The 14,287-nt window shown below is 68.2% G+C and carries 14 protein-coding genes; 10 read left to right on the plus strand and 4 right to left on the minus strand.

The window, feature by feature from the left end; all coding sequences use genetic code 11:
* Positions 1–63 precede the first annotated feature (63 nt).
* Complete coding sequence (locus JD971_RS01610) at positions 64–528, minus strand: peptidylprolyl isomerase (protein WP_202085516.1); 465 nt, start codon at positions 526–528, stop codon at positions 64–66.
* Between the two features lie 191 nt (positions 529–719).
* On the opposite strand from JD971_RS01610, the gene mgtE reads away from it, so the two are divergent.
* From mgtE to JD971_RS16420, 3 genes are all read left to right on the plus strand, one after another.
* Complete coding sequence (mgtE, locus tag JD971_RS01615; RefSeq protein WP_202085517.1) at positions 720–2,159, plus strand: magnesium transporter; 1,440 nt, start codon at positions 720–722, stop codon at positions 2,157–2,159.
* A gap of 47 nt (positions 2,160–2,206) precedes the next feature.
* Positions 2,207–2,602 (plus strand): DUF1489 family protein, encoded by a 396-nt coding sequence (locus JD971_RS01620; RefSeq protein WP_202085518.1) that lies wholly within the window; start codon positions 2,207–2,209, stop codon positions 2,600–2,602.
* 168 nt (positions 2,603–2,770) lie between these two features.
* Positions 2,771–2,911, plus strand: coding sequence for a hypothetical protein (locus tag JD971_RS16420; protein ID WP_236672213.1), 141 nt, complete (start codon positions 2,771–2,773; stop codon positions 2,909–2,911).
* Positions 2,912–2,930: 19 nt separating this feature from the next.
* Here the strand turns inward: JD971_RS16420 and nudC are convergent, their stop codons facing one another.
* Together nudC and JD971_RS01635 are read right to left on the minus strand one after the other, a co-directional pair.
* On the minus strand, positions 2,931–3,818 hold the full coding sequence (nudC, locus tag JD971_RS01630) for an NAD(+) diphosphatase (RefSeq protein ID WP_202085519.1): 888 nt from the start codon (positions 3,816–3,818) through the stop codon (positions 2,931–2,933).
* A 26-nt stretch (positions 3,819–3,844) separates the two neighbouring features.
* Positions 3,845–4,894 (minus strand): A/G-specific adenine glycosylase, encoded by a 1,050-nt coding sequence (locus JD971_RS01635; protein ID WP_371809731.1) that lies wholly within the window; start codon positions 4,892–4,894, stop codon positions 3,845–3,847.
* A 48-nt stretch (positions 4,895–4,942) separates the two neighbouring features.
* Between JD971_RS01635 and JD971_RS01640 the strand changes: the two genes are divergently transcribed.
* The 6 genes from JD971_RS01640 to JD971_RS01665 all read left to right on the plus strand — a co-directional run bounded on the left by JD971_RS01640 (position 4,943) and on the right by JD971_RS01665 (position 12,550).
* A complete protein-coding gene (locus tag JD971_RS01640; protein WP_236672214.1) occupies positions 4,943–5,491 on the plus strand; it encodes a DUF721 domain-containing protein in 549 nt (182 codons plus the stop codon).
* The gene (locus JD971_RS01645) at positions 5,491–6,174 is read left to right on the plus strand and encodes a thioredoxin domain-containing protein (RefSeq protein WP_202085521.1); all 684 of its coding nucleotides are present in this window, start codon (positions 5,491–5,493) and stop codon (positions 6,172–6,174) included. The genes JD971_RS01640 and JD971_RS01645 overlap by 1 nt, the downstream gene beginning before the upstream one ends.
* A gap of 136 nt (positions 6,175–6,310) precedes the next feature.
* Positions 6,311–7,069, plus strand: a complete 759-nt coding sequence (locus tag JD971_RS01650) for a thioredoxin domain-containing protein (RefSeq protein ID WP_202085522.1) — start codon at positions 6,311–6,313, stop codon at positions 7,067–7,069.
* 40 nt (positions 7,070–7,109) lie between these two features.
* Positions 7,110–10,535, plus strand: coding sequence for a chromosome segregation SMC family protein (locus tag JD971_RS01655; RefSeq protein WP_202085523.1), 3,426 nt, complete (start codon positions 7,110–7,112; stop codon positions 10,533–10,535).
* A 12-nt stretch (positions 10,536–10,547) separates the two neighbouring features.
* Positions 10,548–11,015 carry a PH domain-containing protein gene (locus tag JD971_RS01660; RefSeq protein WP_202085525.1) on the plus strand — a complete coding sequence of 156 codons (468 nt, stop codon included), beginning with the start codon at positions 10,548–10,550 and terminating at the stop codon, positions 11,013–11,015.
* Positions 11,012–12,550 (plus strand): PH domain-containing protein, encoded by a 1,539-nt coding sequence (locus tag JD971_RS01665; protein ID WP_202085526.1) that lies wholly within the window; start codon positions 11,012–11,014, stop codon positions 12,548–12,550. The genes JD971_RS01660 and JD971_RS01665 overlap by 4 nt, the downstream gene beginning before the upstream one ends.
* A 3-nt stretch (positions 12,551–12,553) precedes the next feature.
* Here JD971_RS01665 and ubiA read toward each other — a convergent pair whose 3' ends face one another.
* Positions 12,554–13,462: a 4-hydroxybenzoate octaprenyltransferase gene (gene ubiA / locus JD971_RS01670; RefSeq protein ID WP_202085527.1), complete on the minus strand. Its 909-nt coding sequence runs from the start codon at positions 13,460–13,462 to the stop codon at positions 12,554–12,556.
* Between the two features lie 54 nt (positions 13,463–13,516).
* On the opposite strand from ubiA, the gene JD971_RS01675 reads away from it, so the two are divergent.
* Positions 13,517–14,281: a 16S rRNA (uracil(1498)-N(3))-methyltransferase gene (locus JD971_RS01675; RefSeq protein ID WP_202085528.1), complete on the plus strand. Its 765-nt coding sequence runs from the start codon at positions 13,517–13,519 to the stop codon at positions 14,279–14,281.
* Positions 14,282–14,287 lie beyond the last annotated feature (6 nt).

Genomic DNA, 14,287 nt, shown 5'->3' on the forward strand with positions numbered 1-14,287 from the left:
GCCAGAAAAAAGGCCGCAGGGGTGATCGCCCCCGCGGCCTTTTTCACATCGTGCGGCGTGGGATCAGCCCACCGTCGCCTTGACGATCGTGCCGGGTTCGCGCGGCGGCTCGCCCTTGGGCAATGCGTCGACATGGTCCATGCCGCTCTCGACCTGGCCCCAGACGGTATATTGCCGGTCGAGGAAGCTTGCATCGTCGAAGCAGATAAAGAACTGGCTGTTCGCGCTGTTCGGATCCTGCGTGCGCGCCATCGAGCAGGTGCCGCGCACATGCTTGTGATCGTTGAATTCCTGTTTCAGGTCCGGCTTCTTCGATCCGCCCATGCCGGTGCCGTTGGGGCAGCCGCCCTGCGCCATGAATCCGGGGATCACGCGGTGGAACTTCACCCCGTCATAGAACCCTTCGCTCGCCAGCTCCTTGATCCGGGCGACGTGGTTGGGCGCGATGTCGGGAAGCAGCTTGATGACGACATCGCCGCCCTCGCCATTGCCGGTGTCCAGCGTGAAGGTCAGTGTTTCGTCGGCCATGCAATCTCCTGATACTAATCGGGCGGGAACGCCCCGCCATTGGCTGGCCCCGATATAGGAAGGGCGTCCGCAAAGTCATCCCCGCGTTTTACCAAGTTTTTCCCGGAACTTGTCGACAGGTTTTTCCACAATGCGGCCGAGGCGCGCTTCGCGGTTGATTTAATGGCCCCGCCGCCTATCCCTCGTGGCCGATGGACCGCGACGAACACGCCATGATGGACGATTCCGCAGGGGAGGCCGCGCGCCTCGCCGCCGATCTCGACGCGCGTGAGGAACGGCTTGACGAGGATGACCGGCTGAGGCCCGAATTCGTCGAGGAAGTGCGCGAGGCGCTCGAGGAAGACGAGCGGCAGCGCGTCTACGATCTGGTCGAACCGCTCCACCCCGCGGACATCGCCGATCTGTTCGAGATTTTTGCCCGCGAGGAACGCCCCGCGCTGGGCGCCGCCATTGCCGAGCTGATGAACAGCGAGGTCATCGCCGAGCTGAACGAGCACGTGCGCGACGAGCTTATCGCCGCACTGTCGCCCGATGCCGTCGCGCAGATCGCCGAACAGCTCGAAACCGACGACGCCGTCGCCCTGATCGAGGATCTGGACGAGAGCGACCGCGACGCCGTCCTTGCCGAGATGGACCCCGGCGACCGCGCCGCCATCGAAAGCGCGCTGTCCTTTCCCGAGGAATCGGCAGGCCGCCTGATGCAGCGCGATCTGGTCGCGGTGCCCGAACATATCACCGTCGGCGACCTCATCGATTACCTGCGCGAAAATGCCGATCTTTCTACCGAGTTCTGGGAAGTGTTCGTCGTCGATCCCGCGCACCGCCCGGTCGGCACGTGTCAGCTGTCGTGGATCCTTCGCGTCCCGCGCAATATCGCGATTTCCGACGTGATGAAGCGGGACCAGACCTTGATCCCCGTCGAGATGGACCAGGAAGAGGTCGCGCTCCGCTTTCAGAAATACGCCCTCATTTCCGCCGCCGTGGTCGACGGGTCGGGCCGGTTGCTGGGCCAGATTACCGCAGACGACATCGTCCACATCATGTCGGAAGAGGCGGGCGAGGACGCATTGCTCATGTCCGGCGCGGGCGAAGGCGACATCAACGAGCCGATTCGCCAATCCTATACCGAGCGTGTGCGCTGGCTCATCGCAGATCTGGGCACGGCGCTCATCGCCTCGCTCATCATCGCGAGCTTCGGCGCCGCGATCGAGCGTCTCGTCGCGCTCGCCGTGCTCATGCCCATCGTCGCCAGCATCGGCGGCAATGCGGGGACGCAGACGATGGCGGTCGCGGTGCGCGCGCTCGCCACCAATCAGCTTACCCGGTCAAACACCCGGCGCGTGATATGGCGCGAAATGCGGGTCGCCCTGCTCAATGGCGGGACGGTCGCGGTGCTTATCGGGGCGGCGACGGCGTTCATCTTCACCCCGATGCTGGGCGCGGTGATCGGGGCGGCGGTCGTCATCAATATCGTCACCGCCGGTTTCGCCGGCGTTGCGGTGCCGGTATTGTTCGACCGGATGAACCAGGATCCCGCCGTGGCCTCGTCCGTGTTCGTCACGATGATCACGGATTCCATGGGTTTCTTCGCGTTTCTCGGCCTCGCGGTGGCGAGCGGGCTGACGGGATGAAACGCGCGGCGCTGGCACATGGCGCCGCTGCTCCCTAGATACGCATCATGCCGCTCAACATGACCAAGATCGCCTTTCGCGCCAATGGCGTCGACGGCCTGCGCCAGCGGATCGCCGCGCACGAGGCCGAGTTTCGCATCAACACGCGCTACATCCCGAAGCGGCACGAGGAGATGATCGGCGGCTCGCTCTACTGGATCGTGGACCATGCCATCGTCGGGAGGAGCGAGATCCGCGCCTTCGAAAAGCGTGAGGATGGCCGGTATGACATCGTGCTCGCCCCCGAACTGATCGCGGTGGAAACCCGGCCCAAGCGTGCGCATCAAGGCTGGCGCTATCTGGAGGAGGCGGACGCGCCGCGCGACCTTCCCGAGGGCGCGGATCCGGGCGACGTGCTTCCGGGCCGGCTGCTCAACCGTCTGACGAAGCTGGGCCTCGTCTGAGCGAGAACGACGGAACGTGTGCCCTCCCCGGCCCGTTGACCGGGTAAAGGAGAAAGCACATGCCAGAACGCCAATCGCGTCACCCCGACAATGACATCATCGACGCCGCACAGGAACAGGCCACCCCGTCGCAGCAAGGCTCCGCGGCGCGGCGACCTGGAACGCCGCGTGGGTAAACGCGCGGAGGAGAAGAACGCCTTCACCCCCGAAAATCAGGTCGAACGCGTCACCGGACAGGATCAGCCCGCACAGGACGCGCAAAAGGGTGAAAAGACCCGCGCCGCGATACAGTCCGAACGCGCGGACTGAACCGCCGGGCGCAGCGGGTTCAGCCCCGCTCCCACCATTCGCAGATCAGCCGATGCGCGATGGCATAGGCAGGCGGCATCGAAAATCCCGCGCTCGCCTTTCCATCGCGCGCGTCGGCGATCTGCGCCCGCGTGAACCAGCGCGCATCCTCCAGCTCGTTCTCGTCCACGGTGATACGGTCATCGTCGGCATGCGCATGGCAGCCCAGCATCAATTGCGAGGGAAACGGCCAGGCCTGGCTCGCCCGATAGGTGACGTCGCGGACGCGGACGCCCGCCTCCTCCATGATTTCGCGCGCGACCGCATCCTCCAGCGTTTCGCCCGGTTCGACAAAGCCGGCGAGCGCGGAATACATGCCATCGGGAAAGCCCGCCTGCCGCCCGAGCAACAGCACGCGTTCGCCATCGGGGCGGCGGTGTTCCACGGTCATGATCGCCACCGGGTCGGAGCGGGGATAATGCGTCGCGGCGCAGGCCGGATCGGTGCAGTCCCGCTGCCACCCGCCCCGCGCGATACGCGTCGGCGCGCCGCACACGGCACAGAACCGATGGCGCGCGTGCCAGTCGGCCATGCTCCGCGCGCAGGCGAACACGGCGAACTCATCGGAATGCAGCCGCGCGGCCAAGTCGCGCACGGCGCGCATCGGCACGGGATCGCTGATCGCCGGGACCGCCGCGAAACAGCCCCGCTCCCCATCGAGACCGAGGAACACCAGCTCTGCCCCCTCCGGCGCATCGGACAGCGCGGTCCAGCGCAGCCGGTCCTGCGCATCGAAATCGGGGGCCATGCCGGCCATCGACAAAAGCCGCGCATCGCCCCGCAGCAGCGCAGCGATGGCGTCGCCATCCCCGCGCAAATGGTCGGCACGGTCGATGAAACAGGGCTTTGCGGCGGCGGGGGTGGACATGGTGCGGTTCCTCTCGGCCACCATCCCTAATCCGCCGTATCGCAAAGCGCCAGCCGCACCGCCTTTGCAAACAATGTCGGCAGCCCGGCCTCCGCGATCCGGTCGAGAGGCCACCACTGGCCCTCCGGAAGATTGCGCCGGGTCGCGACCTCCGCCCTCATGACCGAGAGCGAAAGGGCAAAATGGGTAAAGCCATGATCGACGGTCCCGTCCGCCCTGGTCCAATCGGCCGTAAACGGGGCCATGCCGTCCCCGTCCTGCCCCGCTGCCCAGCCATCGTCGGGCAAGGCCCACATCCCGCCGAGCATCCCCCGCCCCGCCCGCCGGACGAGGAGAACAGCACCGTCATGCAAGGCTAGGAACGCTGTGCCGCGGCGGTCGGGCCGGGGTTTCTTCGGCAATTTGCGGGGCAGCTCGGCGGCCACGCCCTGTTCGCGCCCCAAGCAACCGGCGTTTAGCGGACATCCGGGGCAATCCGGCCCCTTGGGCGTGCAGATCGTCGCGCCGAGGTCCATCATCGCCTGCGCAAAATCGCCGGCGCGCATGACGGGCGTGATCGCGTCCGTTGCGGCGCGGATCGTGGGGCGCGATTTCGGGAGCGGTTCCGTGATTGCGAACAGGCGCGACACCACCCGTTCGACATTGGCATCGACGACGACCGCCCGCCTGCCGAACGCGATCGCCGCAATCGCCGCCGCGGTATAGGCGCCGACGCCGGGCAGGGCGCGCAACCCCTCCTCCGTATCGGGAAAGCCGCCACGCAGGCTTACCGCCCTTGCACAGGCGAGCAGGTTGCGCGCCCGAGCATAATAGCCCAGCCCCGCCCACGCCGCCATGATCGCATCGTCGTCCGCCGCCGCGAGCGCGTCCACATCGGGCCAGCGCGCGGTGAATTGCGCGAAATAGGGGCGCACGGCGGCCACCGTGGTCTGCTGCAACATGATTTCCGACAGCCACACGCGGTAGGGATCGGGCCGCGCCTGCGAACCGGGCGGGGTACGCCACGGCAGATCGCGCGCAAAGGCATCGTACCATGACAGCAACAGGCGCGCGGGCATGGGATCGGGTTCGAACATCTGGGAACTGGTCTTCACGCCCGGTTCTATGGCATGGGCGGTGCATCCATGAAAAGCGACTCCACCAAACCTGCCAAACCGCGCAAGGCCGCTGCGAAGCCGTATGAGCGTCCGCGCGGCGGCGGGGCGAAGCCGATTGCCGATCTCATGCCGCAGATCGGGCGGACCGCGTTTCGCCGCTTCGGTTTCGTGCAGTCGAGCATCGTCACGCGCTGGCCCGAGATTGTCGGGGCCGAACACGCGCGCGTCACCGCGCCCGAATCCATCCGCTTTCCCCCCGGCGAAAAGGCGCACGGCACGCTCAACCTCGTGGTGCTGCCCGCGCATGCCCCGCTCATTCAGCATGTCGTGCCCGACATTATCGAGCGGGTGAACCGGTTCTTCGGCTATCGCGCGATACAGCGGGTGAAGATCCGGCAAGGCGCGGTTCAGCCGCCGAAGGACAATGGGGCAAGGCTGGCGGCGCCCCCATCGCTCAAACCGATTTCGATGGAACTGGGCGACTCACTGCGCGATATTGGCGATCCGGAACTTCGCACCGTGCTGGAATCGCTGGCACGCTCGATGGAATCGGCAGGGAACAGGACGAAGAACTGATGCGCATGATCTCGGCATTTCTCGGCACTGCGCTGGCCGCGAGCCTGGCCGCCGCCCCCGCCGTATCGGCGCAGGAGAGTGCGACCCCGCAGAGCGCGCCGATGGCGGGCCACCTCATCGGCCGGGTCGATGCCGATATGCGGCTCGCCGAATATGTGAGCTATACCTGCCCGCATTGTGCACATTTCGAGCAGGAGGCCGGCGACACGCTCAAGCTCGCCTATGCCCGGCCCGGCCATGTCGGGGTGGAGATTCGCCATCTCGTTCGCGACCCGCTCGACCTGACCGTGGCGCTGATCGCCAATTGCGGCAAGCCGGCGAATTTCGCCACGAACCACGCCGTGTTGATGAAGGCGCAGCCGCAATGGCTCGACCGTATCCGCGCGACCACGCCTGCACAGCGGGCGCGTTACGAAACCGGCACCAACGCATCGCGGCGGCAGGCGCTTGCCCGCGATGCGGGGCTGTACGAGCTGATGAAGGGGCGCGGCTATACCCCGGCGGCGCTCGATCGCTGCATCGCGGACGATACCATGGCGCAGACCCTCGCCACGCGCACGCGCCAATATGCCGAGGCTGGCGTCACTGGCACGCCGAGCTTCGCCATCGACGGGACGCTTCTTCCCGGCGTCCACGACTGGGCCGCGTTGAAGCCGGTGCTGGACGCGCGCATCCTGCCCTGAGGCGTTTCCCTCGTCCAACCGGCCCGTTGTGGACAATCGCGGGGCCGCGCGGCATGGCGTTTGCCTCGTGCCGCGAATGGGCTATTCATGGGGGAAAGACATCCCTTTGTCCGTCATACGAGGATATTGCCCGATCATGACCCGCCTGCCCGCAAAGACCGCCTTTTTGGCCGCTCCGCTCATCCTCGCTCTCGCTGCCTGCGGTTCGGGCGAAGAGGAGGCCGCAGGTCCGAGCGCGGCGAATGGCGAACCGGTCGCCAGCGTCACGGCGCCCGAAGGCCAGAGCTGGTCGGAGACGATCAGCCAGACGGCCGAGGGCGGCTATATCATGGGCAACCCCGATGCGCCGATCAAGCTGGTCGAATATGGCTCGCTCACCTGCAGCCATTGCGCCGAATTTTCCGCCGCTGCGATGGAGCCGCTGCGCACCGAATATGTCGATACCGGCCGCGTGAGTTTCGAGCTTCGCAATTTCGTGCGCGATCCGATCGACATCACCGGCGCGATGCTGACCCGGTGCGGTGCGGATGAAAGCTATTTCGCGCTCACCGACCAGTTCTGGGCGAATCAGCCGCAATTCTTCGAGGCGGTGCAGAACGCGGGCGAGCAGGCGTATCAAAGCGCGATTTCCGCGCCCGACAATCAACGCTACGTCGCAATGGCCGACATCACCGGCATGTTCGATTTCTTCGCCGCGCGGGGCATTTCGCGCGATCAGGCGATCTCCTGCCTTCAAAACGCGCCGACCGCCACGCAGCTTGCCGAAAATACGCAGACGCAGGGCGAGCAATTCGACATCACCGGCACGCCGACGTTCCTCATCAACGGACGCAAGATCGAGGCGCTGACCTGGCCGGAGGTGCAGACCGCGTTGCAGAACGCGGGCGCGCGGTGATCGAAGACCCGGCGATTCCGGGCGCGCAGCGGGCACGCTGATGCAATTCCGGCGGCTCCGGCTGAGCGGGTTCAAGAGTTTCGTCGAACCGACCGAACTGCATATCGAGCCCGGCCTGACCGGCGTCGTCGGCCCCAACGGCTGCGGCAAGTCCAACCTGTTCGAGGCGTTGCGCTGGGTCATGGGCGAATCCAGCCCCAAATCCATGCGCGGTTCCGGCATGGAGGACGTGATCTTTGCCGGGACGCAGCGCCGCCCGGCGCGCAATTTCGCCGAGGTCGTACTGCTCGCCGAAACCGACGATGGCGAGGACATGGAGGTCATGCGCCGCATCGAAAAGGATGCGGGCAGCGCCTATCGCCTGAACGGGCGGGACGTGCGGGCAAAGGACGTATCGCTGATGTTCGCCGACGCGGCGACCGGCGCGCACAGCCCCGCTCTCGTCAGCCAGGGCCGCATCGCCGCCGTCATCGCGGCCAAGCCGGCGCAGCGTCGCGAAATGCTGGAGGAAGCGGCCGGGATCGCCGGGCTTCACGTCCGGCGGCGCGACGCGGAAAACAAGCTGCGCGCAACAGAGGCCAATCTTCAGCGGCTCGACGAATTGCTGGCGCAGCTCGACAGCCGGATCGGCACCTTGCGGCGGCAGGCGAAGGCCGCCGAAAAATACCGCGAATTGTCGGACACGATCCGCAAGGGCGAGGCGCGGCTGCTCTTTGCCCGGTGGCGCGATGCGGCGATCGCGGCGGACACCGCGCGCGCCGCCGCCCGGCAGGCGGAGGCCGACGTCGCCGCGGCGCAGGACACGCTCAACACCGCGACGAAAGCGCAGCGCGAGGGCGCCGAACGGCTCGCCGCGACGCGCGAGATCGTGGCCGACCGGCGCGACGATCTCAATGCGCAGGCGAACATGCTCGCCGTGCTCACCGGAAAGCTGGAGGCAGCGGAGGAAAAGCTTGCCGATCTCGACCGGCAGCACGCGCGGATGGAGGCGGACGAGGGCGATGCCAACCGCACCACGCGCGATGCTGCCGATGCGATTGGCCGGCTCGAACGCGAGGTCAAGGATGCGGAGGCGAAGCTGGCCGGGGACGAGGCCAGACGCCCCGCCCTCGTCCAGGCGCAGGAACGGGCCGAACGCGACGCGCGCCAGGCGGAACTGACCCTCGCGCAGGCCATGGCGGAACAGGCACGGGTCGAGGCGGACTGGCGCGTGGCGGAGGCGGCGGTGGCACAGGCGGAGCAGACGCTGGCCCGGTTGCGACGGGAAAAGGAGCAGCGCGCCGAGAAGGCCGCCGGGGCCGGCGATGCCGCCGCCCTCGCCGCCGCGCTGGCCGAGGCGGGCGAGCGCGTGGAGCGCGCAGAGGCCGCTTTGCACGGGGCGCGGGATACGCTCGAACAGGAAAGCGCCGCGCGGGAAGGCTTGCGCAGCGCGCGCGACGATGCCGCCGGCGCGCTGTCGGCGACGAAGGCGGAACTGGCCGGCGTCGCGCGTGAGCATGACGCGCTCGACCACGACAGGATCGCGCGGGAAAAGGCCCGCGACCGGCAGAAGGGACAGCGCCGCGCCATCGACGCGCTCGCAGCCGAGCCGGGCTACGAACGGGCGCTCGCCGCAGTGCTGGGCCGGGATGCCGCCGCGCCGCTGGGTCGGCCGGGCGCGGAGGAGGATGGTCGGTTCTGGACCGGGGCGCCGCCCCCGCCCGCGATTCCCGGCAGCCTTGCCGACCATGTCCGCGATGCGCCCGATGAATTGCGCGCGCGGCTTGCGCTGGTCCGGGTGGCGGAACGCGACGACGGGGACGCGCTGGCGCCCGGCGAATGGCTGGTGACGATGGCGGGTGCCCTGCGCCGGTGGGACGGGTTCGTGGCGCGGGGCGAAGGTGCGGCGGAGGCAGCGCGGCTGGAGGCGGCCAACCGCCTCGACGCGCTTGCCGCGCGGCTGCCGGAATTGACGGATGCGGTGGCACGGGCGGAGGCCGAGGCGGCGGCTGCGAATGATGCGCTGCGCCAGGCGGGCGAGCGGCGCGGCGCGGCGGAGCGCACCCTTGCGCAGGCCGCAGAAGAACAGCGCAGCGCCCTGCGCGCCCGCGACCAGGCCGAAAGCGCGGTCGAACGACACGCCCGCCTTGCCGAGGAACTGGCCGAGAGGCTGGCCGAACTCGACACGCAGATTGCCGCCGCCGTGAAGCATCGCGATGAGGCGGAAGCGGCGCGCGCCCGGTTGCCCGACCCTGCGGCTCAACGCGCCGTCCACGACGCGGCGCAGAAGGCGAACGACACCGCTCGCACCGCGATGCAGGCCGCGATGGCGGAGCTTGCCGCACTGGAACAGCAGCTGGCCGTGGGCCGCGAACGCGTCATCGGCCTCAGCAGCGACATGCGCGGATGGCAGGCGCGGGCCGGCGACGCGGCAAAGCGGCTGGCCGGGATGACCCGCCGGCGCGAACAGATCGAGGAGGAGCGCGCGATCACCGCCGCCCGGCCCGACGCCTTGCACCGCGAAATTGCCGAGGCCGAAACGGCCCGCGATCGGCTTGCCGGCGAGTTGGCTGCCGCCGAAAGCGCCCATGCCGCCGCTGCCGAGGCCGCCCGCGCGGGCGAGACGGCCTTCACCGCCGCGAACGAAGCGGTGTCGCAGGCCCGCGAACATCGCGCCGGTGCCGCCGCCCGCGCCGAGAACGAGGAAGCGCGCCGCGGCGAACTCGCCCGCCAGTCGGGAGAGCGGTTCCAATGTCCGCCGCCCCTCCTCCCCGAGCGCGCCGCGTTCGAGAAGGACGATGTCGGCACGGCGCAGGGCGAGAGCGACACGCTCGACCGCCACGTCGCGGCGCGCGAACGGCTGGGCGCGGTCAATCTCGTCGCGGCGGACGAACTCGCCGAAGCCGAGGCGCAGCAGGGCACCAGCGCGCAGGAGCAGGCCGATCTTGCCGAGGCGGTCCATCGCCTGCGCGGTTCGATCGGCAGCCTGAACCGCGAGGGCCGCGAACGATTGCGGGCCGCCTTCGACGCGGTGGACGGACATTTCCGTTCGCTGTTCACGACGCTGTTCGGCGGGGGGCAGGCGCATCTCGCCCTCGTCGACAGCGACGATCCGTTGCAGGCCGGCCTCGAAATCTATGCACAACCGCCGGGTAAGAAACTGCAATCGCTCACGCTTTTGTCGGGTGGGGAGCAGGCACTGACGGCGGTCGCGCTGATCTTCGCGCTGTTCTTGACGAACCCGGCGCCGATCTGCGTGCTGGACGAGGTGGATGCGCCATTGGACGATGCGAATATCGATCGGTTCTGCGATCTTCTCGAGGCGATGGTGCGCGAGACGCGAACGCGCTATCTCATCGTGACGCATAATGCCGTGACGATGAGCCGGATGCACCGCCTGTTCGGCGTGACCATGGTGGAACAGGGGGTGTCCCGGCTGGTCAGCGTGGATCTGGGCGGGGCGGAGGAATTGCTCGCCGCGGAATGAGGGGACGCGATAATGGATGAAAACACGCTCGATCCGCTGCACCCGAACATGATCAAGGTGTTGCGGGTGCGCGCGATCTTGATGATCGTGCCGCTGGCCGTCGCGGCGATTGGCGCGGAGATTGCCGCCCCGCTGCCCACAGGCGCGATCATTGCGCCGGTCGCGCTCCTGCTGCTTGGCTTTGTCGCGGTGATGCCGCGCCGCCGCTACCGGCGCATGGGCTACCGCCTGACGCGCGACCGGTTGCGCGTGGTGCGCGGATGGTGGAACCGGCGCGATACGGTGGTTCCCTTTGGCAGGGTGCAGCATATCGACGTCAATGCGGAGGCGATCGAGCGGCTGTTCGGGCTCGCCACGCTGGTGGTGCATACGGCGGGCACGCATAATGCATCGGTCGCGCTGCCGGGGCTCCGCCACGACGATGCGCTCGCCATGCGGGAAACGATCCGCGCCTTCATCGCCGACGGCGAAGCGGGATGAGCGATGGGGCCGACGACGGCGCGCTGATGCGCACGCATCCCTATGGCATTGCCGTGCGCGCGGCGAAGGGCGTGTGGCAGGGCGCGCTCGGCATCGCGGCGCTGGCATTCGGCGCGCTGCGCGAGGATGTGCCCGACTGGGTCATCTGGATCGCGCCGGTCATCGTCGTGATCGCGGTCGTCGGCGGCGCATGGATTTCCTGGCGGCAGCTTGGCTATCGCGTGGGGACAGACGATATTCGTGTCGAACGCGGGCTTATCAATAAAGAGGCGCGGTCCATCCCCTACGACCGGATACAGGACGTCAGCCTGTCGGAAACGCTGCTTTCGCGCCTGTTCGGGCTGGTCGAGGTGCAGTTCGAGACCGGTGCCGGCGGCAAGGAGGAGGTCACCCTCGCCTATGTCACCGCGGCAGAAGGCGCACGATTGCGCGAGCAGGTCCGCGATGCCCGCGCGCGCGTGTCCGGGGATGGCGGCCCGGCACGGGATCGGGGCGGCGATGGCACGGACGGCGCATCGCCGCCCACCGCAACCGAATCGGCGCAGACTGTTTTCGCCATGGACAACAGGCGGCTCGTCACCTTCGGCGCGTTCGAATTCTCACTTCTCGTCTTCGCGGTCCTGGCCGCCGGGTTTCAACAGTTCGAATTCCTGCTCTCCCCCCTGATATGGGATGACAGCTTCTGGAAGGAACTCATTGGGCAGCAAGGGGAATATGTTGCCGCAGCGGGCGTCGCGCTGGCCGTTGCGGGCGCGGTGCTCGGGCTGGGGACGTTGCTGCTCGTCGGGTTCGTGACCGGTCTCGTTCGCACGATCCTTCGCGATTACCGCTTCCTCCTCGAACGCACGGAGAAGGGATTTCGCCGCCGCCGCGGGCTTCTCACGCGCAGCGACGTGGTCATGCCGCTGCACCGCGTGCAGGCCGCAATCATCGGCACCGGCGTGATCCGGCGTCTCCTTGGCTGGCACGGATTGTCCTTCGTCAGCCTGGCGAGCGACAAATCGGACGCGAGCCATGTCGTCGCGCCCTTTGCCACAATGGCGGAAATCGCCCGGATCGTCGCAATCACCGGCATCGACCTGCCCGATGCGGCGACGCGCTGGCACAGGCCGGATGCGCGGTACTTCACCGATGCGGCGCTGATCGGCGCGGTTCCGCTGTTGTTGATCGCGGTGGGGCTGGCGGTTTCGCCGTACTGGCCCTTTGCCGCGATTCCGGTGCTTGTCGCCGGGCTGATCGCGGCGTCACGCTGGCTGCAATGGCGGCGGCATCGCCATGCGCTCGACGAGGCGACATTGTTCGGACAGGTGGGCCTGCTCTCCCCCGAACTCACCGCCGCGCCCCGGATACGCCTGCACAGCGTGGAAATCGCACAGGGTCCGCTGGCCCGGATGCGCGGCTATGCGCGTCTGCATTTCGGGCTGGCGGGCGGGAAGTTCGCGATTGCCGGCATCAGGCTCGACGAGGCGCGAGCGGTCCGCGCCCGCGTGCTCGACCATATTGCTGCGGTCGATTTTGCGCGCCTGCCGCGATAGTCCTCACATCCCCGCATTGCCCGCGACGAGACAGGCCAGCGCCATCAGCAACCCGGCAAACCGGTTCGAACGGAACTTGGCCAGCGGATCGGCCGGATCGGCGGGCCGCAACGTCCCGATCTGCCAGATGAGATGCAGCGCCATCGGCAGCAGCGCCAAAAGCGCCAGCCAGTGTTCCCGCAGCAACCAGAACGCCGCCGCCCAGAACACCATCGCCGCAAGGTAGAAGCCCGCCACCCCGCCGCGCACCCGTCCGCCCAATGCCCGCGCGCTCGACCGCACGCCGACCAGCGCGTCATCCTCGATATCCTGCAACGCATAGATCGTGTCATAGCCGATGACCCAGCAGATCGCCCCGGCGTAAAGCGCAGCCAGCACGCCCCACTGCGGCAGGCCGATCTCCACCCAGCCGACCAGCGCGCCCCAGCTGAACACCATGCCCAGCCACGCCTGCGGCCACCAGGTGATGCGCTTCATCAACGGATAGGCGGCCACCGGCAGAATGCTGGCCAGCGCGACGAGCTGTGCCTGCAACCGCAATTGCAGCAGCACGATCAACCCGACAATGCACAGCACCCCCAGCCACAGCAGCGCCCGCATCGCGGACACCGCCCCGCTGGCGAGCGGGCGGGTCGCGGTGCGCGCGATCTGCCGGTCGAGATCGCGGTCGAGAAAATCATTCCAGACACAGCCCGCCCCGCGCATCGCGATCGACCCGAGCAGCAGCCAGAGCAGCAGCGGCCAGCGGTCCACCCCGCCCGCCAGCAACACCCCCCACGCGCAGGGCCAGAACAGCAGCCACCAGCCGATCGGCCGATCGAACCGGGCAAGCAGCGCATAGGGCCGCGCCGGCGCGGGGAGCCAGGCGACGAGGCCGCGATGTTGCGTGTCGGGCGTTGCGGTCACATCCATGTCAGCGTGCTAGCGTCTTTTCGCGGCGATGCGAAGCGGCTAGACGCTGGCCCCATGCCCGCAACCCCCGCCTGGCCGCCGCGCAGCGCCCCCCGCCTTTTCGTGCCCCACCCCCTATCGCCGGGGCAGGACATCCGGATCGAGGGCAATGCCGCGCATTACCTCGCCCGCGTGATGCGCGTGGGGACAGGCGACGCGGTGATGCTGTGCGACGATGCGACCGGCGAATGGGCCGCCCGCGTGACCGACGTGGGCAAGCGTTCGGTGACCGCCGAAATCGTCGAACACATGCGCCCCCGCGAAACCGTGCCGGATTTCACGCTGTGCGCCGCGCTGCTGAAAAAACCGCGCTTCGATCAGGTGCTGGAAAAGGCGACGGAACTGGGCGTGCGGCGGATCCAGCCGGTCGTGACGCGGCGCTGCGTCGCCGATGCGCTCAACCTCGATCGCGCGCGCACCATCGTGACGGAGGCGGCTGAACAATGCGCGCGCACCGCCCTGCCCGAACTGTGCGAGCCGGTGCCGCTCGCCGCGTTGCTGCGCGACTGGCCCGATGACCGGGCGTTGTATTTCGCGGATGAAACGGGCGGAGCCGCGGCGGCGGCGGAATTTGCGCGCGGCCCGCGAACCGCCGCCCTGCTGACCGGACCGGAGGGCGGCTTCGACGATGCCGAACGCGACGCGATCCGGGCCGTAGAGTCTGCGCGCGCGATCACGCTCGGCCCCCGTATCCTGCGCGGGGAAACCGCGACCTTTGCCGCGACGGCGCTGTGGATGGGGATTGCGGGCGACTGGGCGGCGGACACGCCCGTTCCATAAAATTGC

The sequence above is a fragment of the Croceicoccus sp. YJ47 genome (genome assembly GCF_016745095.1).
GTDB lineage: Bacteria > Pseudomonadota > Alphaproteobacteria > Sphingomonadales > Sphingomonadaceae > Croceicoccus.

What these genes read in the sequence shown, in the direction of transcription:
- JD971_RS01640 (WP_236672214.1), top strand. Translation starts at nt 4,943, where the DNA reads ATGAAAAGCGACTCCACCAAACCTGCCAAACCGCGCAAGGCCGCTGCG.
- JD971_RS01635 (WP_371809731.1), bottom strand. Translation starts at nt 4,894, where the DNA reads ATGTTCGAACCCGATCCCATGCCCGCGCGCCTGTTGCTGTCATGGTAC.
- mgtE (WP_202085517.1), top strand. Translation starts at nt 720, where the DNA reads ATGGACCGCGACGAACACGCCATGATGGACGATTCCGCAGGGGAGGCC.
- JD971_RS01620 (WP_202085518.1), top strand. Translation starts at nt 2,207, where the DNA reads ATGCCGCTCAACATGACCAAGATCGCCTTTCGCGCCAATGGCGTCGAC.
- JD971_RS01650 (WP_202085522.1), top strand. Translation starts at nt 6,311, where the DNA reads ATGACCCGCCTGCCCGCAAAGACCGCCTTTTTGGCCGCTCCGCTCATC.
- JD971_RS01655 (WP_202085523.1), top strand. Translation starts at nt 7,110, where the DNA reads ATGCAATTCCGGCGGCTCCGGCTGAGCGGGTTCAAGAGTTTCGTCGAA.
- JD971_RS01610 (WP_202085516.1), bottom strand. Translation starts at nt 528, where the DNA reads ATGGCCGACGAAACACTGACCTTCACGCTGGACACCGGCAATGGCGAG.
- ubiA (WP_202085527.1), bottom strand. Translation starts at nt 13,462, where the DNA reads ATGGATGTGACCGCAACGCCCGACACGCAACATCGCGGCCTCGTCGCC.
- JD971_RS01645 (WP_202085521.1), top strand. Translation starts at nt 5,491, where the DNA reads ATGCGCATGATCTCGGCATTTCTCGGCACTGCGCTGGCCGCGAGCCTG.
- JD971_RS01675 (WP_202085528.1), top strand. Translation starts at nt 13,517, where the DNA reads ATGCCCGCAACCCCCGCCTGGCCGCCGCGCAGCGCCCCCCGCCTTTTC.
- nudC (WP_202085519.1), bottom strand. Translation starts at nt 3,818, where the DNA reads ATGTCCACCCCCGCCGCCGCAAAGCCCTGTTTCATCGACCGTGCCGAC.
- JD971_RS01665 (WP_202085526.1), top strand. Translation starts at nt 11,012, where the DNA reads ATGAGCGATGGGGCCGACGACGGCGCGCTGATGCGCACGCATCCCTAT.
- JD971_RS01660 (WP_202085525.1), top strand. Translation starts at nt 10,548, where the DNA reads ATGGATGAAAACACGCTCGATCCGCTGCACCCGAACATGATCAAGGTG.